Origin of the sequence: Pleionea mediterranea (assembly GCF_003148745.1) — a bacterium.
Taxonomy (GTDB): Bacteria; Pseudomonadota; Gammaproteobacteria; order Enterobacterales; family Kangiellaceae; genus Pleionea; species Pleionea mediterranea.
In genome coordinates this window covers 170,476-187,254 of sequence record NZ_QGGU01000008.1, presented here as the reverse complement: position 1 = coordinate 187,254, position 16,779 = coordinate 170,476, and the positions used below count along the sequence as shown (strand labels likewise).

At 42.1% G+C, this 16,779-nt stretch carries 17 protein-coding genes; 12 read left to right on the top strand and 5 right to left on the bottom strand.

Annotated features, from left to right (window positions below):
* The first annotated feature begins 9 nt into the window (after window positions 1-9).
* The 8 genes from C8D97_RS12215 to C8D97_RS12180 all read left to right on the top strand — a co-directional run bounded on the left by C8D97_RS12215 (window position 10) and on the right by C8D97_RS12180 (window position 8,577).
* Window positions 10-369, top strand: coding sequence for a PilZ domain-containing protein (locus C8D97_RS12215; protein ID WP_109764062.1), 360 nt, complete (start codon window positions 10-12; stop codon window positions 367-369).
* A gap of 24 nt (window positions 370-393) precedes the next feature.
* A complete protein-coding gene (locus C8D97_RS12210) occupies window positions 394-1,176 on the top strand; it encodes a TatD family hydrolase (protein ID WP_109764061.1) in 783 nt (260 codons plus the stop codon).
* Window positions 1,173-2,723, top strand: a complete 1,551-nt coding sequence (locus C8D97_RS12205) for a sigma 54-interacting transcriptional regulator (protein WP_109764060.1) — start codon at window positions 1,173-1,175, stop codon at window positions 2,721-2,723. Before C8D97_RS12210 ends, C8D97_RS12205 begins: the two co-directional genes overlap by 4 nt.
* Before the next feature lie 297 nt (window positions 2,724-3,020).
* Window positions 3,021-4,100, top strand: coding sequence for a 4-hydroxyphenylpyruvate dioxygenase (gene hppD, locus C8D97_RS12200; protein ID WP_109764126.1), 1,080 nt, complete (start codon window positions 3,021-3,023; stop codon window positions 4,098-4,100).
* Between the two features lie 45 nt (window positions 4,101-4,145).
* A complete protein-coding gene (locus C8D97_RS12195) occupies window positions 4,146-5,276 on the top strand; it encodes a homogentisate 1,2-dioxygenase (RefSeq protein ID WP_109764059.1) in 1,131 nt (376 codons plus the stop codon).
* Window positions 5,277-5,287: 11 nt separating this feature from the next.
* Complete coding sequence (locus C8D97_RS12190) at window positions 5,288-6,274, top strand: fumarylacetoacetate hydrolase family protein (RefSeq protein WP_109764058.1); 987 nt, start codon at window positions 5,288-5,290, stop codon at window positions 6,272-6,274.
* Window positions 6,275-6,355: 81 nt separating this feature from the next.
* Window positions 6,356-7,012: a maleylacetoacetate isomerase gene (maiA, locus tag C8D97_RS12185; RefSeq protein ID WP_109764057.1), complete on the top strand. Its 657-nt coding sequence runs from the start codon at window positions 6,356-6,358 to the stop codon at window positions 7,010-7,012.
* A gap of 143 nt (window positions 7,013-7,155) precedes the next feature.
* Window positions 7,156-8,577: a DUF3466 family protein gene (locus C8D97_RS12180; protein ID WP_109764056.1), complete on the top strand. Its 1,422-nt coding sequence runs from the start codon at window positions 7,156-7,158 to the stop codon at window positions 8,575-8,577.
* 68 nt (window positions 8,578-8,645) lie between these two features.
* Here the strand turns inward: C8D97_RS12180 and C8D97_RS18180 are convergent, their stop codons facing one another.
* Window positions 8,646-8,816: a hypothetical protein gene (locus C8D97_RS18180; RefSeq protein WP_170115239.1), complete on the bottom strand. Its 171-nt coding sequence runs from the start codon at window positions 8,814-8,816 to the stop codon at window positions 8,646-8,648.
* Between the two features lie 273 nt (window positions 8,817-9,089).
* Entirely contained in the window at window positions 9,090-10,748 is a 1,659-nt protein-coding gene (locus C8D97_RS12175) for an electron transfer flavoprotein-ubiquinone oxidoreductase (protein ID WP_210204932.1), read from the bottom strand.
* Between the two features lie 170 nt (window positions 10,749-10,918).
* On the opposite strand from C8D97_RS12175, the gene C8D97_RS12170 reads away from it, so the two are divergent.
* Together C8D97_RS12170 and C8D97_RS12165 are read left to right on the top strand one after the other, a co-directional pair.
* Window positions 10,919-11,668, top strand: a complete 750-nt coding sequence (locus tag C8D97_RS12170; protein WP_109764124.1) for an electron transfer flavoprotein subunit beta/FixA family protein — start codon at window positions 10,919-10,921, stop codon at window positions 11,666-11,668.
* Window positions 11,668-12,597, top strand: coding sequence for an electron transfer flavoprotein subunit alpha/FixB family protein (locus C8D97_RS12165; RefSeq protein WP_109764055.1), 930 nt, complete (start codon window positions 11,668-11,670; stop codon window positions 12,595-12,597). Before C8D97_RS12170 ends, C8D97_RS12165 begins: the two co-directional genes overlap by 1 nt.
* Window positions 12,598-12,789: 192 nt before the next feature.
* Here C8D97_RS12165 and C8D97_RS12160 read toward each other — a convergent pair whose 3' ends face one another.
* Genes C8D97_RS12160 through C8D97_RS12150 form a run of 3 tightly spaced genes read right to left on the bottom strand, consistent with a single transcriptional unit; the run spans window position 12,790 to window position 14,368 of the window.
* Window positions 12,790-13,611: an SDR family oxidoreductase gene (locus C8D97_RS12160; protein ID WP_109764054.1), complete on the bottom strand. Its 822-nt coding sequence runs from the start codon at window positions 13,609-13,611 to the stop codon at window positions 12,790-12,792.
* Between the two features lie 54 nt (window positions 13,612-13,665).
* A complete protein-coding gene (locus C8D97_RS12155; RefSeq protein ID WP_109764053.1) occupies window positions 13,666-13,875 on the bottom strand; it encodes a SlyX family protein in 210 nt (69 codons plus the stop codon).
* Between the two features lie 10 nt (window positions 13,876-13,885).
* Window positions 13,886-14,368 (bottom strand): glutathione peroxidase, encoded by a 483-nt coding sequence (locus tag C8D97_RS12150; RefSeq protein ID WP_109764052.1) that lies wholly within the window; start codon window positions 14,366-14,368, stop codon window positions 13,886-13,888.
* 107 nt (window positions 14,369-14,475) lie between these two features.
* Here C8D97_RS12150 and C8D97_RS12145 point away from each other — a divergent pair, with 107 nt between their 5' ends.
* Together C8D97_RS12145 and C8D97_RS12140 are read left to right on the top strand one after the other, a co-directional pair.
* Window positions 14,476-15,876 carry a M20/M25/M40 family metallo-hydrolase gene (locus C8D97_RS12145; RefSeq protein WP_109764051.1) on the top strand — a complete coding sequence of 467 codons (1,401 nt, stop codon included), beginning with the start codon at window positions 14,476-14,478 and terminating at the stop codon, window positions 15,874-15,876.
* Window positions 15,877-15,911: 35 nt separating this feature from the next.
* Window positions 15,912-16,661 carry an enoyl-CoA hydratase-related protein gene (locus C8D97_RS12140; RefSeq protein WP_109764050.1) on the top strand — a complete coding sequence of 250 codons (750 nt, stop codon included), beginning with the start codon at window positions 15,912-15,914 and terminating at the stop codon, window positions 16,659-16,661.
* Window positions 16,662-16,779 lie beyond the last annotated feature (118 nt).

Sequence of the window (16,779 nt, the reverse complement as noted above, 5' to 3'; positions counted from 1 at the left end):
GATTAAGCAATGTCATCACAGCCAAAAGCGGCACCCAGACATGGTATTTTATCTTTAACGATAAAAGATAAAGCAGTGCTATACGCTGCTTACATGCCCTTTGTAAAAAATGGCGGGCTATTTATTCCTACGCACAAGCAATACAATCTGGGTGATGAAGTCTTTATGCTGTTATCGCTAATGGATGAGAAAGAAAAAATTCCCGTTGCCGGTAAAATCATCTGGATCACACCCAAAGGCGCCCAGGGTAATAAAGCCGCAGGCATTGGCGTTCAATTTTCCAACCAGGACAATGGTCAGGCTCGCAATAAAATTGAAACCTATCTGGCAGGTGCATTAAATTCAGAGCGTTCCACGCACACCATGTAACCTTTTTCACTTTCGGATTCTTTAATGTTAGTTGACTCACACTGCCATCTGGATCGCATCGATCTGTCCAGTCACAACGATGATCTTGGAAATGCACTCGACTTTGCAAAAAGTCACGGTGTGGATCAGTTTTTATGTATAGCTACCGACAAAGCTAATTTTTCTCAAATTAAAACCATCGCTGAACAACACAAAGCGGTTCACTGTACTGTCGGTGTACATCCTCTAGCGGATGACTTATCGACCGAGGGTACTTTTGACTTCCTGGTTCAACAGGCGGCTCATGACAAAGTGGTAGGTATCGGCGAAACCGGTCTCGATGGTTTTTATGCGAAAGAGACTATTGAGCAACAGTTAGCGTCATTTGAAGTGCATTTTGAAGCGGCCAAGCAATTGAAGTTGCCACTGGTGATCCACACTCGAGAAGCGAAGCAGCAAACCCTGGATTTGATATTAACCGATCGCCGTGACAATCCAGGTGTTCTGCATTGTTTTACCGAAGACTGGGATATGGCAAAACAGGCCATTGATAATGGCTATTATGTTTCCATATCCGGAATTGTGACCTTTAAACAAGCTGAAAATGTACGCGAAGTCGCAAAAAAAATTCCTCTGGATCGGTTATTGGTCGAAACCGACTCGCCTTATCTGGCTCCAGTGCCACATCGTGGCAAACCTTGTCAGCCTGCATATACGCGAAACACCGCTGAGTTTCTCGCTGAATTAAGAGGTGAAGAACTGTCCTTATTGGCGGAGCAAACCACCGCAAATTACTTTAAGTTATTCGGTAAAGCGAATCGGGTATGATTCGACTGGCTCTTGAGTGCGATGACCGACTGGGCGTCACTCAGGAGGTGTTGTCTATTCTGGTGGACAATGCAATAAATCTTCGAGGAATTGAGCTGGCAGAGCAGCTTTTGTATCTTAAACTTAACGCGAGTGAGTCGGCTGCAATTGACAAGGTATTACTGCAGTTGCACCAGATTCAAGGGATACACTCGGTCAAGCGGATTGATTTATTACCGGGCGAGCGTGAACACCAGGAGCTGACAACCTTATTGGCTTGCTATCCCGAATCGCTGGTGTCGGTCGCCAAAAACGGCGATATTCTGGCTGCCAGTGAATCTTTCTACGATGCTTTTCAACTCTCAGGCATACCTAATCTATCCATTGTTGATCGTGTTCTGACAGAGCAACAGTTAAATTCTATATTCGAGTCTCTGGAGCAAGATGGTTTTACCCAGTTGAGCATTGTGATTGCGGATAAGCCACTTCTGATAGAAGCCTTTCCCATATATCAGAACGATGGGCGTCAGTTAAAAAACGACTGTAAAGCCGCGGTATTATTGTTTAAAGCTCCGTCACAAGTTGCTGAGCAATTAGAGCGCTGGCAACGCTCTAAAGACTTGTCCTTTGATCAGATTGTCGCCCAGTCTGAAACCATGAAAATGTTGCTGCAAGAAGCTGAACAAACCGCACTTCTGGATGCTCCCTTATTAATAGAAGGTGAAACGGGAACTGGAAAAGAGCTGGTTGCCCGTGCCACTCATTTAAAACGAACACCGGGTAAGCCATTTTTGGCAATTAACTGTGCTTCTTTACCCGATAGTTCTGCTGAGCATGAGTTATTTGGTTATTCGGGCAATGCCTTTGAAGGAGCTTCTAAAGCCGGCAAACCCGGATTGCTGGAGCTGGCAGATGGCGGCACATTGTATTTTGATGAAATTGATGAGATGTCGCCTTACCTCCAGGTTAAATTACTTCGGTTTTTAGAAGAAGGGGCCTTTCGTCGTGTGGGCACGGATGACGAAGTGCGAGTTAATGTTAAGGTTATTGCCTCAACACAGTCGGATTTGCGCCAACTTTGTGAGAATAATCAATTCAGGCAAGATCTGTATTATCGTTTACATGTTCTTAACTTAAAAATACCGGCCTTAAGACAAAGAGTTGAGGATATACAGCCATTGGCGGAATATTTTTTGGCTCATGGTTGTCAGAGAATGGGGCGATCGGCTTGTCAGTTAACACAGCGTGCATTACTAACCTTAACGCGATACAACTGGCCAGGGAATGTAAGAGAGTTAGAGAATATTATCTTCAGAGCCTTATCCTTAACCACTTCAACCAGCATTTCCAATCGACACTTGAATATGCCGATGCTTAAAGTAACCTCTGCTGAATTTGTATCCGATGCTGATGCAGCCAGCCATCGACAACTTATGCAGACGTTCGAAAAAGAACTGTTTCAATTCCTTTACCCATCCTTTCCTAGCAGCCGAAAACTGGCAAAACGTCTCGGCTTATCCCATACAGCGGTAGCCAATAAGTTAAAGCAATATAAATTATCGGAATAATCCATCATCGATTCATTGGTTGTAAACTATAGTTTACAGTATGGGTGATGCGCTTAGTCATTGAATTTTCGTGGCTTCTTATGTTTAAAGGATTGCTGTAAACAATAGTTTACATGTTGGCCGCTGTTAATGCTTGCGAAGTAAACTAACGTATTGAATTCTTTGTTGTTTAATGTCCCGCTTTTAAGGTTATAATAGTGCTTTAATTGAATGGCTTTGGTCATTGTGTGGCTTTTAACACAGACATAGAAGTTAATATTAATGCGCTTTTAAATGCGCGCTTACGAGGTAATTGATATGACAACTGATACAACGATTAATCCATTGGGTACCGATGGTTTTGAGTTTGTTGAGTTTTCAGCACCGGATGCCGAAGGCATTGAGAAGCTCAATGAGTTATTTAAGTTACTGGGCTTTACAGCGGTTGCTAAACATAAAGCTAAAGATGTAACGCTTTATCGTCAGGGCGATGTCAATTTTCTGATAAATGCCGATCAGGGTACTTATTTTCATGAGTTTTCCAAAGCTCACGGCCCTTGTGCCTGTGCCATGGCATTTAGAGTAAAAGATGCGAAAAAAGCACAGGAATACGCCATCTCTAAAGGCGCAAAAGAGTTTGATAAGTCAAACTGGGCTGAAGGCGAAACACAAATTCCGGCAATTTATGGTATTGGCGACTCGGTTCTATACTTTGTTGATCAGTATGGCGATAACGCGATTTACGATCATGATTTTGAATATTTTGACGGCGTTGATAAGCACCCGGAAGGCGTTGGTCTTTATGAGCTTGATCATCTGACCCATAATGTAATGCGTGGCAATATGCAAAAGTGGGGTGGTTTTTACGAAGATATTGGTAATTTCCGTGAAATTCGATACTTTGATATTGAAGGTAAGTTAACTGGTCTGGTTAGCCGTGCTATGACAGCGCCATGTGGAAAAATTCGTATACCCATTAATGAATCTTCAGATGATAAGTCTCAAATTGAAGAGTATTTGAATGAATACAAGGGTGAAGGCATTCAACACATCGCTTTGACCACGGATAATATTTATCAGACCGTCCGTAACCTGCGTGAAATCGGCATGGAGTTTATGTCGACGCCAGATACTTACTATGAAAAAATTGATGAGCGCGTTAAAGGCCATGAAGAAAACGTTAAGGACTTGGCTGATTTACGCATTTTGATTGACGGTGCACCGGTTGAAGGTGATGGTATTTTGCTGCAAATTTTCACCAAAACAGTCATTGGTCCAATTTTCTTTGAAATTATTCAACGAAAAGGCAATCAGGGATTTGGTGAAGGCAACTTCAAAGCTCTGTTTGAATCAATCGAAGAAGATCAAATTCGTCGTGGTGTTATTACTGCGGAATAATTGAGCAGTGTCTATTAACCAAAACTTTATAACTGGAGTGGCTCAATGAGAAAGTGGATATCGTTTCCTCATAAAGAAGGCGTAGTATCTCGTCAGGCGCATGCCGACTTTCCAGAGCAAGGTATTTATGAAAGAGAAGCTGGCCGAAGTGGATTCTTCGGTCCGGCTGCCCATTTCCATCATCAACGCCCACCAACGAGTTGGGACAGTTGGGAAGGTCCGTTGCGACCTCGGGCTTTTAATCTAAATAATCTTGAAACCAATGTTCATTCACCGTTTTCATCACCAGTGGTTTTACAAAATAAGTTTTGTAAATATCGTTTCTGGCGTTGTGAGCACAAAATGGACTTTCTGGTAAGAAATGCAGACGGTGATGACTTGCTGTTTGTGCACGAAGGGGAAGGTGAGTTATTTTGCGATTACGGACATTTAACGGTTCGTGATGGTGATTATATTGTCATTCCTCGAAGCACCATGTGGCGCCTAGAGCCGAGCAAACCTATGTCATTGCTGATCATTGAAGCAACCAATGATTCTTACCAGTTGCCTGAAAAAGGCTTAGTCGGTCCTCATGCGATTTTTGACCCCGCGATGTTGGATATTCCGGCAATTGACGATGCGTTTAAAGCTCAGCAGGTTGAAGGTAAGTGGATTGTTGAAATTAAACGTAATGATGACATTTCGAAAGTCCATTATTCTTACAGTCCTTTGGATGCCATTGGCTGGCATGGTGACTTGTCAGTGGTGCGCATTAACTGGCGTGATATCAGACCGTTAATGTCTCATCGATATCATTTACCGCCGTCAGCACACACTACCTTTGTGGCCAGTCGCTTTGTTGTCTGTACTTTTGTACCGCGTCCCATTGAATCGGATCCGGGTGCATTAAAAGTTCCGTTTTATCATAATAATGATGATTTTGATGAAGTCATTTTTTATCACGCAGGTGACTTTTTCAGTCGAGACAATATCGACGCAGGCATGGTGACTTTTCATCCATGTGGCTTTACGCACGGGCCGCATCCTAAAGCTTTTGAAGCAGGCCGAAAACATGCGAAAAAAGAGACGGATGAAGTTGCGGTTATGTTAGACACCAGAGATCCATTAGAAATAGGGGCTTCAGCATTCAGCGTTGAAGACGAGTCCTATTCCGAAAGCTGGAAAGTTAAAAAATAAGGGTTTATTGAATGAAATTTGCAACGTTAAAGAACAATACACGAGATGGCCAACTGGTTTTGGTCAGTCGCGATTTGACCAAAGCGGTCGCTATTCCTCAAATTGCAGGTACATTACAAGCATTATTGGATAACTGGAATGAGCTTGCACCAAAAGCAGAGGCTGTCTATCAGGATCTGTTAGACGGTAAAATCAGTGAAGCGTTTGATTTTGATGAGTCAAAGTGTGAGTCGCCACTGCCTCGCGCTTACCAATGGGCTGATGGCAGTGCTTATGTCAATCACGTTGAGCTGGTTCGCAAAGCGCGTGGTGCTGAAATGCCAGAAACGTTCTGGACCGACCCATTAATGTACCAGGGCGGTAGCGATACCTTTTTAGGGCCTCGAGATAACATTGAAATGGCTTCAGAAGAGTATGGCATTGATATGGAATCGGAAGTTGCGGTTATTGTTGATGACTTACCCATGGCGGCAACAAAAGATGAAGCGCGAGACGCCATTCGTTTGTTTATGCTGGTTAACGATGTCTCATTACGTAATTTGATTCCGGGTGAACTTGGAAAAGGCTTTGGCTTTTTTCAAAGTAAACCGTCCAGTGCTTTCTCACCCGTTGCGGTGACACCTGACGAGTTAGGCGATGCCTGGGACGGCGACAAAGTAAAACTACCTTTGGTCACTCATTTAAATGACGAGTTATTTGGTAAGCCAGATTGTGGCGTTGACATGACTTTTGATTTTCCGACTATAGTTGCTCATGCCGCTAAAACACGTCCTTTAGGCGCCGGTGCCATTATTGGTTCTGGTACCATTTCAAACTATGATCGCAGCGCAGGCTCAAGTTGTTTGGCTGAAAAGCGTATGCTAGAAATCATTGCTGATGGTAAACCGAGTACCGAGTTTATGAAATTCAATGATAAAGTTCGTATCGAAATGTTTGATAAACAAGACAATAATATTTTTGGTACTATTGAACAAACGGTAACCGAGTATAAAAAGTAAGATAAGTTTATTATCTTCACTGCAAAGCCCGGTATATCCGGGCTTTTGTCTATTTATACAATAATTATAAGGGTGATCAGAATGTTAAAATTATTTGGCTATTGGCGTTCCACCGCTGCATACCGGGTGCGAATAGCACTTAATGTAAAACAGGTATCTTATAACAGCGTGTCTGTTCACCTGGTTAAAGAAGGCGGTGAGCAACATAAAGCCGAGTATCGGGCGCTTAATCCTCAAGGCCTGGTGCCTCTGTTAGTGGATGGTAAGATCTCTATCAATCAGTCAACGGCAATTTTGGAGTATCTGGAAGAACGATATCCTACACCTGCTTTGTTGCCAGAAGATTTATACGCTAAAGCTGAAGTTCGTTCAATTTGCCAGATGGTTGCCTGTGATATTCATCCACTTAATAACTTAAGAGTATTGCAATACCTTACTGGTGAGTTGGATATAACAGAGGAAAGAAAGGGCCAATGGTATCATCACTGGATCCATAAAGGGTTTGAAGCGCTCGAAACGAAGTTGCTTAGCCACAAAAGCAAGGGCCCTTATTGTATGGGAAGTGATTTAACCATGGCTGATATTTACTTGGTGTCTCAAGTTTATAATGCCAATCGTTTTAATGTGGATTTGAATGCTTACCCACGAATTTGTGCAATTAATGAGCACTGCATGACGTTAAGCGCATTTTCAGACGCTGCGCCGGAAAATCAACAAGACGCAGTCTCAAGCAAATAAAAGGGTCTATTCAAAAGGACTATTAAAAGGAACTATTAAAAGGAACTATGCGAATAGCCGCTTGTCCTATAACCGATCTGGTATATACTAGCTCGCCTTGAATGGTGTTAACCCATAAATAAACCGTGTTTACAGGTAGTTTAATGTTTAAGTTCAAAACAATACCCGCAACTGCACTAATTGCTTTAGGCATTGCATCATCCGTATCAGCAAAAAACCTACCGACTTCATACGAAGTTATTGACTTGGGGGCTTTGCCCGTTGTTGAAACCGATCCAAAACAATCTAGTGGGTTTGCATTAAATGACAGTGGTGACTTAGTTGGAACATCAAGAGGTGAGTTTAGCTACACTGTAGAAGTAAATGGTGTTGAAACAATTCAGCGTGCAAATGTGTTTAATGCTGTCCGCTTCTTTGAAGATAATATAAATCCTCAAAATATTATTCCGGAAAGTCAAAAGCCGATTATTGAAGCAGCTCTACGAGGTGCATTCGCTTCTTCAGTTAGCAGTGATGGTGTTGTTGTAGGCTATCGTTCAGTTGCGCAAACAGTTAAAACCTACAGTCAGAATAGTGAAGGTGCATGTGTAGAAGGGAGTCAGGAAGTTTTACTTTCCAAAGCATTTTATGACAACGGTAACTTTAATGAAATCCAACCTTTTGAACGGGATGGTGAGGCGCTAGATGAAATGATAGTTGAATATCGCCAGACACGGGCACTGGATATTGCAAATTCACAAATAGTGGGAGAAGCAAACGTAATAATAGAAAAAAATGAATGCAATGGATTTTCTGCAGATTCATTACGAGGAATGAAATTCGATATTCTAAATGAAAGTGCCTCTTTTATTGAGCCACTTGATGAAACCCACAACCGCACTGCACTAACAGGAATTAATTCAAGTGGTACCTTTGTTGGGCATAGCGGAATTTTTAATAACAGAGATAATTTTTATATCGTGGCACAGGCATTTATTTCTAATGATACCCAAGCATTAACTCCAATAACAGGACTAGTGGAAGACTCTAGAGATACGTTGTGGGATATTAATGAAAGCGGAATATATGCTGTTGGTTCTTCAAATTCCCAAGCTTTTTATTATGATATTTCAACTGAAACTGCTCACGCTATAGGATTTTTGGATGACCGCTTTAAGTTTTCTCAGGCTTTATCAGTTAACGACCATGGTTTGGTAGTTGGCATCTCTCAGCAGACATCTACTCCTTTATCATTCTCGCCTTTTATTTACGATATTGACTATGAAAACGAAGTTCCTGTTGATTTAAATACATTAATTGATTGTGACAGTGGTTGGAATCTTTCTGAGGCAAGAGAGATAAATAACCAAGGTTGGATTATTGGATCAGGAACCGTTTCAGTTGAGCAAATTGATGGGACTCTTGAAGGTGAAATACGGGCGTTTCTTTTAAAACCAAGAGCAGCAGAGGCGAATCAAAGTTGTGAAACTACAGAAGCCGTTGAGACAGGTGGAAGCATCAACGGGATTGGACTATTGTTTTTAACAATATTTGTTGTATATCGTCGTTATCCAAATTATTCATGAATTAAAAAATTTGAACTATTAAAAAAGGCGACTTATAAGTCGCCTTTTTTAATAGAAATCAGAAAGTGTTAAGCAAGCATTTCAGAGATAAAATTCATCCCCATTTTCTTATAAAAAGATGTTTCAGTTAAAACTAGCTGTGCAAATGGAGCTAGATCATCTTGATTGAGTTCTTCAGGATGTTTCATCGGGTTATCCAGGTTAGCTGGATTATTGTGATTGTTATTTGAGGCTGCCATGATTGTCTCCAATTACTATACAAACATCATAGTGAATTAAATGCTAGAAAAATGGGATATTGTTCACATAAGGGAGGAATTCACCTATTTCACTGAAAGAAAGCCAGTACTAAGATGAATGCTTGACTCTGGGAGTCAAAAAGGTTTTGGTCAGAGCAAAGAAAGGAATTGGAGCTGGGGATCACCGTGTAATGATTTGGTAATGCCTAGCTCCATAATACAATATTTAGCGTAATAAATTTATTGAAATATTATAAAAATATCGTGTAACAGTTACATATTAGGGTAGTTTGGGCCGCCAGCGCCCTCAGGACAAACCCAGTTAATGTTTTGTTTAGGATCTTTTATATCACAGGTTTTGCAGTGTACGCAGTTTTGAGCGTTGATTTGCAGTCGTGGATTACTACCATCATCGTCCCGAATAATTTCATAAACCCCGGCAGGGCAGTAGCGTTGGGCGGGTTCATCGTATAGCGCAAGGTTGTGATCGACCGGAATAGATTCATCACTAAGTTTTAAGTGCACCGGCTGGTCTTCTTCGTGGTTTGTATTCGAAATAAACACAGAAGACAGCTTATCAAACGATAGCTTACCATCTGGTTTAGGGTAGTTGATTTTGGACGATTCGGCAGCTGGTTTGAGCGTATTATGATCGGCAACAGGATCGCTCAGTGTCCAGGGGAGTTTTCCATTGAATATATTTATATCAATGAATGCGTAAGCCGAGCCTATCAGATTGCCCCATTTATGCTGCGCTGGGCCAAAATTACGTTGAGTGTAAAGTTCTTTATAAGCCCAGGAGTTTTTATAGGCTTCGGTGTATTCTTCAAGCACATCATTCTTGCGGTCGGCTTTTAATGCGTCGGCAATTGACTGAGCTGCAATCATGCCAGATTTCATTGCTGTGTGAGAGCCTTTTATTTTTGCAAAATTAAGTGTTCCTGCATTGTCACCAATGAGTAGACCTCCAGCAAAATGCATGGTTGGTTGAGACTGGATACCACCTTTTACTAGGGCTCTGGCGCCATAGGAGACGCGTTCACCATTATCGAGATACTGTTTAATGGTTGGATGATGTTTATAGCGCTGAAACTCATCGAAAGGGCTTACGTGGGGATTTGAATAGGAAAGATCAGTAATTAAACCGACAACTACCTGATTGTCTTCTATATGGTATAGAAATCCGCCTCCTGAACTTTTACTTTCACTCAAGGGCCAACCTGCAGTATGAACCACAAGTCCTTGCTGGTGCTGCTCTTCCGGTATGGTCCAAAGCTCTTTGATGCCAATGCCGTAATGTTGAGGCTCTTTGCCTTTATCGAGTTCAAACTTCTGAATCAGTTGCTTTCCAAGACTGCCACGGCAACCTTCTGCAAACAGGGTGTATTTGGCATGAAGCTCCATACCACGCATAAATCCATCTTTTTGAGAGCCGTCTTCAGCAATGCCCATATCGCCTGTGGCCACGCCTTTGACGCTGCCATCGTCGTTATATAACACTTCGGTAGCGGCAAATCCGGGAAAAATTTCTATCCCCATGGCTTCGGCCTGTTCACCGAGCCAGCGGCATAAATTTCCTAAGCTGATGATGTAGTTACCATGATTATGCATGGTTTTTGGGGCGAAAAGAGAAGGGATCTTTTGGGCTTTTTGGTCGGATGTCATTAAGTAAATATCATCACCAGAAACCTCTGTATTCAGCGGTGCGTTCTTTTCTCGCCAGTCTGGAATAAGTTCATTCAATGCGGTTGGCTCAAAAACAGCGCCAGATAAGATATGCGCACCGACTTCGGAGCCTTTTTCGACGACAACGACGGATATTGGGTTATCATTCTCCTGGCCTTGTTTAGCGAGCTCAATTGCCGCTGATAGTCCTGCTGGACCTGCGCCAACGATAACTACATCAAACTCCATAGATTCGCGTTCTGTCATGTAATTTATTCCTCCAAAATTGGTGCTATTTTCTTTATCTTATAAGCGGAAAATAAGTGGCAAAGGTTGATCTTTCACTAGGATCCCGTCAAAATCTGGCCTTAATTTTTACATTGCACTGCAATAACGTTTATTACCGTTATTATAAACAACTCAGTACAGGACAATCCATGAAAATTCTGGTAGCCGTAAAACGCGTCATCGATTACAACGTTAAAGTACGCGTAAAAGCTGATAACACTGGCGTTGAAACCGCTAATGTTAAAATGTCTATGAATCCATTTTGTGAAATCGCTGTTGAAGAAGCGGTTCGCCTTAAAGAGCAGGGCGTTGCCTCGGAAATCATCGTGGCATCTATTGGGCCTCAGCAAAGTCAGGAAACATTAAGAACCGCATTGGCACTGGGTGCTGACAGAGCGATTCTTGTGAAAACCGATGAAGAGGTTCAACCACTTGCTGTTTCAAAAATATTAAAAGAACTGGTTAATAAAGAATCACCCGATATGGTTATTTTAGGTAAGCAAACCATTGACGGCGATAACAATCAGACCGGTCAAATGCTTTCAGCTCTGCTTGATTGGCCTCAAGGTACTTTTGCCTCTAAAGTGGTGGTTGAAGACGGTAAGGTTAATGTGACGCGTGAAATCGATGGTGGTTTAGAAACCGTTGCACTTCAATTGCCCGCTGTTGTAACAACCGATCTGCGATTGAATGAGCCTCGATTTGCTTCATTGCCCAATATTATGAAAGCGAAGAAAAAAACATTAGATGAGACCACGCCAGATGAATTAGGTGTTGATATTTCTCCGCGAGTGAAAACATTAAAAGTAGAGTCTCCTCCTGCACGTGAAGCAGGTATCAAAGTTGAGTCGGTAGACGAGTTGGTAGAAAAGTTAAAAAATGAAGCGAAGGTGATCTAATGACAACTCTAGTTATAGCAGAACATACCAATTCGGAACTGTTGCCATCTACTTTAAACACAGTAGCTGCTGCAAAGTTTCTTGGAAATGATATTCATGTGCTTGTCGCTGGTCATAATGCCGATTCTGTGGCTGAAGCGGCCGCTAAAGTTGAAGGCGTTGCTAAAGTCATCGCTGTTAATGATGAAAAGCTTGAGCATGCTCTTGCCGAAAATGTGGCTAATTTAACGGTAGAGTTAGCAGAAGGCTATTCACACATATTGGCACCAGCTACAACATTCGGGAAAAACTTTATGCCACGAGTTGCAGCAAAGCTCGATGTTCAGATGATTTCCGACATTGTTTCAGTTGAGTCAGACGATACATTCAAGCGTCCAGTTTACGCCGGTAATGCCATTGCGACGGTTCAGAGTGCAGACAATGTAAAAGTGGTAACGGTTCGAGCCACTGCATTTGATGCGGTAGCTGCCGAGGGTGGTTCCGCTGATGTAGATTCTAAAACTTTAAGTTCTGGATTTGAAAAGTCATCTTTTGTTGGTCAGGAACTGACAGAGTCAGAACGTCCTGAGTTAACGGGTGCTAAAGTCATTATTTCTGGTGGCCGTGGTATGCAAAGCGGTGAAAACTTCCATATGCTGGAAGAGATTGCAGATAAATTAGGTGCTGCTGTTGGCGCATCTCGTGCTGCAGTGGATGCTGGCTTTGTACCGAACGACTATCAGGTTGGTCAAACAGGTAAAATCGTTGCGCCAGAACTCTATATTGCAGTTGGTATTTCTGGAGCAATTCAGCATTTAGCCGGTATGAAAGACAGTAAGGTTATAGTGGCCATCAATAAAGATGAAGAAGCTCCTATATTTCAAGTTGCGGACTATGGACTGGTTGCTGACTTATTTAAAGTATTACCTGAGTTAAAAGAAGCGCTGTAATTTTTGCTGCTTAATTGAGCGAGTAAGAACTTATCTGTTTTTACTCGCTTTCCAACTCTATTTTGCAATATCTATTTTTAAAAATAGCTTTATTTGAATATTCTCCCTGCACTTTTCCTTAAATAAAAAAACTTTCCTTCGAATGAAAAAATCATATTAAATAGTTAAACTAAATTATTGTAGGAATAGGGATTAATCTAAAAATAAATCGGGGTAAAGCGGTTTGCTCGCGTCTACTGCGTATTGCTCAAAATTATCGACACCATACTGTCTAAGAATATCTTCATCGAGTAACAACTGACCAGTAATAGTGTTTTTTTCGGTCAATAATAATTGATAGGCAGCATCCGCCATAATTTTGGGCGTGCGACAATGGGTCAGTGTTTCTTTATTGCCAACGGCAAACTCAATTGCTGCGGTAGCAATCATCGTTTTTGGCCATAATGAGTTAACTGAAATTCCAGCGGACTTTAACTCTTCGGCTAGTCCTAGCGTTAACATGGACATTCCGTACTTTGAAAGCGTGTAGGGTGCGTAATCTTTTAGCCACTTAAGGTTTAAATTAATGGGTGGTGATAAGTTTATGATATGAGGATTGGCTGATTTTTTTAAATAAGGAATACCATAATGAGCCAGGCAATAAACGGCACGGTGGTTTACTGTTTGCATCAGGTCGTACCGTTTGGGGCTGGTTTTCTCAACGGATGTTAAACTGATTGCCCCTGCATTGTTTATTATGGCATCGATAGAGCCAAAGGTTTCAAATGCAGCAGTCATTAACTTTTTTACAGAAAGCTCCTTTCGAACATCGAGTTGAAAAGCCAGTGCATTTCCGCCAGCTTTATTGACTTCCTCGGCTACCGTGTGAATAGTCCCCTCAAGCTTCGGATGTGGTTCTGATGACTTTGCTGCAATTACAATATTGGCACCGTCTTGAGCAAATCGAAGGGCCATTCCGCGACCAATACCACGACTAGCGCCTGTGATGATTATGGTTTTATTGTTTAAACTCATAGTAGCTCATTAGATTATTTTTTAAACGGTTTCTTATTTAACCCTGGGTATTGATCAATAGTGGGGAGGAAGTTCGTGACCTGCCGGATCGGATCCTTGTTGCTCTCGTAAACTAACCATTTGCGCTTGTAGTTTTTGTAAGTGATGCATTAATTCATCAATTTGTTTTTGTTGAGCAATAACAGTGTCGTTTAATATATTGATAGTATCGTCCTGAAAGGCGAGTTTACACTCCAGATCCATCAGTTTTTGATTTTGACTCATAACAGGCCTGTTAAACTAACTTTGCAACAGTTTTTTCGATGGCTTCCGGCTTATCTTTTGGCGCAAAACGCTTTACTACATTTCCTTCGGTATCGACTAAAAACTTAGTAAAATTCCATTTGATTGATTGACTGCCAAGAATACCCGGAGCCTGTCTCTTTAAATGATCAAATAAGGGGTGGGCATTTTCTCCATTGACATCCACTTTTTCGAATAATGGAAATGACACTGAAAAACGGGTGCTGCAAAAGCTTGCAATCTCGTCGCTTGAACCTGGCTCCTGCTTGCCGAATTGATTGCAAGGAAATCCAAGTACTGAAAAGCCTTTGTCCTTGTATTGCTGATACAGTGATTCCAACCCTTCATACTGAGGCGTAAACCCACATTCGCTAGCAGTGTTTACGATCAGTAATACCTGACCTTTGTATTCCGATAGATCGTTTGACTCACCGTTTAATCGGTTTACTTTTTGGTCGTAAATCGGGTGGGACATGTTGGACTCCTGAACTCTGCAAATTAAATTGCAACTTTATTTAACAACATCTTACAACACAACACGGTATTTGATAATCTTTTCGCACTATTAATCTGGAGATAGAAATGAAAAGTATAATTACCCAGTTATTCATTGCTTTAGTGATTGTTTTTTCGCCTGCGTTGGTAATGGCAGCCGGTAAACTAGATCAAGCTGATATTGAGAGAGCTGCCGAGTTAAGAGATAAAGCGCTTAAAAGTGATCTGGCTTATGACATTTTAGAGTCTTTAACCACCGAGGTCGGGCCCCGTATGGCGGGCACCGAAGGGGATAAGCGAGCAGTCAAATGGGCTAAAAATAAGTTCAAACAATTGGGGTTTGATAAAGTATGGACTGAACCGGTCACTTTTCCTTCCTGGGATAGAGGCGTTGAGCAAGCTGAAATTATTTCACCCTTTCCTCAAAAAGTGATTGTTACTGCATTAGGCAACAGTGTGGGTACTGGTAATGAAGGCGTAAGAGGTGAGATTGCTCATTTCAAAACCTTTGAAGATCTTCAGGCTGCTGAAAGAGGGGCTGTAGGAGGTAAAATCGTTTTTATAAGCCACAAAATGAAGAAAACTCGGGATGGACGCTCTTATGGCAAAGCGGTTGCTGCCAGAAGCCGGGGAGCCTCTGTTGCTGGCGAGAAGGGCGCCAAAGCCATTGTCATTCGATCCATCGGTACCGATCATGACCGTTTACCCCATACCGGTAACATGGGTTACGCTGAAGGTGTGAGAAAAATTCCGGCAGCCGCCTTATCAAACCCCGATGCCGATTTATTGCTTAATCAATTAAAGCGCGGTTCTGTGGAGTTTGGCCTAACTTTAACCTCTTCGCCCGGTGAGTTGTTGACGACTTACAACGTAATCGGAGAAATTACTGGTCGAGAAAGTCCCGAAGAAGTGGTAGTGATAGGCGGTCACCTTGATTCGTGGGACTTGGGTACGGGCGCGGTTGACGATGGCGCAGGCGTTGCAATTACCATGGCTGCTGCAAAGCTAATCAGTGAAGGCAAACGACCGAGAAGAACCATACGGGTAGTTTTATGGGGAAATGAAGAGCAGGGATTGTGGGGAGCGAAAGCCTACGCAAAAGCTCATAAGGATGAAATGGATAAGCACATTACAGGTGCTGAGTCGGATTTTGGCGCCGGTCTTATTTGGTCATTTGATTGGACTTCAGTCAATGAAAACGAGCCTCTTATCGATCAAATGGCGCAATTGTTAAAGCCGCTGGGTGTAAAGAAAGGAAATCCAAAAGCAACCAGTGGGCCGGACTTATGGCCATTAAGAGGCCTGGGAATGAGCACTTTTGCTTTAAGACAAGACGGTACCGATTACTTTGACTTGCATCATACCGCAAATGATACTCTGGATAAGGTCAACCCTGAGCACTTAAAACAGAATGTAGCGGTTTATTCAGTATTTGCCTATGCCGTTGCTGAAGTAACGGGTGATTTTGGTCGTGGTATTAAATATTAGAGCCGTTGGTTTACTCTAAAACAGGATTTCATAAAATGAGTCAGAGCAATATTATAAAATCGATTGATGGCGCTGTAGTGACATTACAATTTAATCGAGCAGATAAGAAAAATGCTATTACGGCAGACATGTATCAATTACTTGCGGATGGCTTAAACGATGCGAATAAGGATCCCTCGGTAAAACTGGTTAAAATTATTGGTGCTGATAATGCTTTTTGTGCGGGAAATGATTTAAGTGACTTTTTGAAAAATCCGCCCCACGAAGATGATAATCCTGTGTGGCAATTCTTATTCGCACTGGATGCCTTTGAAAAGCCTTTGATTGCTGGCGTTAATGGTCCTGCGGTAGGCATAGGAACGACTCTATTGCTGCATTGTGATTTGGTCGCCGCATCATCCAGTGCTGTCTTTGCATTACCTTTTACTGCATTAGGTTTATCTCCTGAAGCGGCATCCAGCTTGTTAATCCCGAAACAATGCGGCCTTAAAAAGGCCACAGAGTGGTTAATGCTGGGAGAGCGTTTTAATGCTGCGGAGGCTGAAAAGTTCGGATTGATTAATTGTGCACTGGAAACACCGGAGCAAGTCAGCGAACAAATAGAAAAATGGCAGGCCAAGTTATTGAAACTTCCATTTGAATCGGTGATGGCGACTCGAAAGTTGCTGCGTCAGGTAGATGATGGAAACGTTAAGGCCAGAATGACGCAGGAAGGTGATATCTTTAAACGTCTGCTGAAAAGTGATGCCGCTCAGGCGGCATTTCAAGCCTTTTTAAATCGATAAAATATCTATATTGAAACATCACAGCAGCCTATGAAAAGTTTGCTGTGATGTTGATTTCAATTCGCTATTCAAGCAACAGTCATTCGAGCATATACCATTCGAGCAAACATCGATTTCA

Excerpts from the sequence above, each read along its gene's own strand:
- C8D97_RS12165 (WP_109764055.1), top strand. The coding sequence starts at position 11,668 with ATGACAACTCTAGTTATAGCAGAACATACCAATTCGGAACTGTTGCCA.
- hppD (WP_109764126.1), top strand. The coding sequence starts at position 3,021 with ATGACAACTGATACAACGATTAATCCATTGGGTACCGATGGTTTTGAG.
- C8D97_RS12140 (WP_109764050.1), top strand. The coding sequence starts at position 15,912 with ATGAGTCAGAGCAATATTATAAAATCGATTGATGGCGCTGTAGTGACA.
- C8D97_RS12190 (WP_109764058.1), top strand. The coding sequence starts at position 5,288 with ATGAAATTTGCAACGTTAAAGAACAATACACGAGATGGCCAACTGGTT.
- C8D97_RS12180 (WP_109764056.1), top strand. The coding sequence starts at position 7,156 with ATGTTTAAGTTCAAAACAATACCCGCAACTGCACTAATTGCTTTAGGC.
- C8D97_RS18180 (WP_170115239.1), bottom strand. The coding sequence starts at position 8,816 with ATGGCAGCCTCAAATAACAATCACAATAATCCAGCTAACCTGGATAAC.
- C8D97_RS12195 (WP_109764059.1), top strand. The coding sequence starts at position 4,146 with ATGAGAAAGTGGATATCGTTTCCTCATAAAGAAGGCGTAGTATCTCGT.
- maiA (WP_109764057.1), top strand. The coding sequence starts at position 6,356 with ATGTTAAAATTATTTGGCTATTGGCGTTCCACCGCTGCATACCGGGTG.
- C8D97_RS12150 (WP_109764052.1), bottom strand. The coding sequence starts at position 14,368 with ATGTCCCACCCGATTTACGACCAAAAAGTAAACCGATTAAACGGTGAG.
- C8D97_RS12170 (WP_109764124.1), top strand. The coding sequence starts at position 10,919 with ATGAAAATTCTGGTAGCCGTAAAACGCGTCATCGATTACAACGTTAAA.
- C8D97_RS12205 (WP_109764060.1), top strand. The coding sequence starts at position 1,173 with ATGATTCGACTGGCTCTTGAGTGCGATGACCGACTGGGCGTCACTCAG.
- C8D97_RS12210 (WP_109764061.1), top strand. The coding sequence starts at position 394 with ATGTTAGTTGACTCACACTGCCATCTGGATCGCATCGATCTGTCCAGT.
- C8D97_RS12155 (WP_109764053.1), bottom strand. The coding sequence starts at position 13,875 with ATGAGTCAAAATCAAAAACTGATGGATCTGGAGTGTAAACTCGCCTTT.
- C8D97_RS12145 (WP_109764051.1), top strand. The coding sequence starts at position 14,476 with ATGAAAAGTATAATTACCCAGTTATTCATTGCTTTAGTGATTGTTTTT.
- C8D97_RS12175 (WP_210204932.1), bottom strand. The coding sequence starts at position 10,748 with ATGACAGAACGCGAATCTATGGAGTTTGATGTAGTTATCGTTGGCGCA.
- C8D97_RS12160 (WP_109764054.1), bottom strand. The coding sequence starts at position 13,611 with ATGAGTTTAAACAATAAAACCATAATCATCACAGGCGCTAGTCGTGGT.
- C8D97_RS12215 (WP_109764062.1), top strand. The coding sequence starts at position 10 with ATGTCATCACAGCCAAAAGCGGCACCCAGACATGGTATTTTATCTTTA.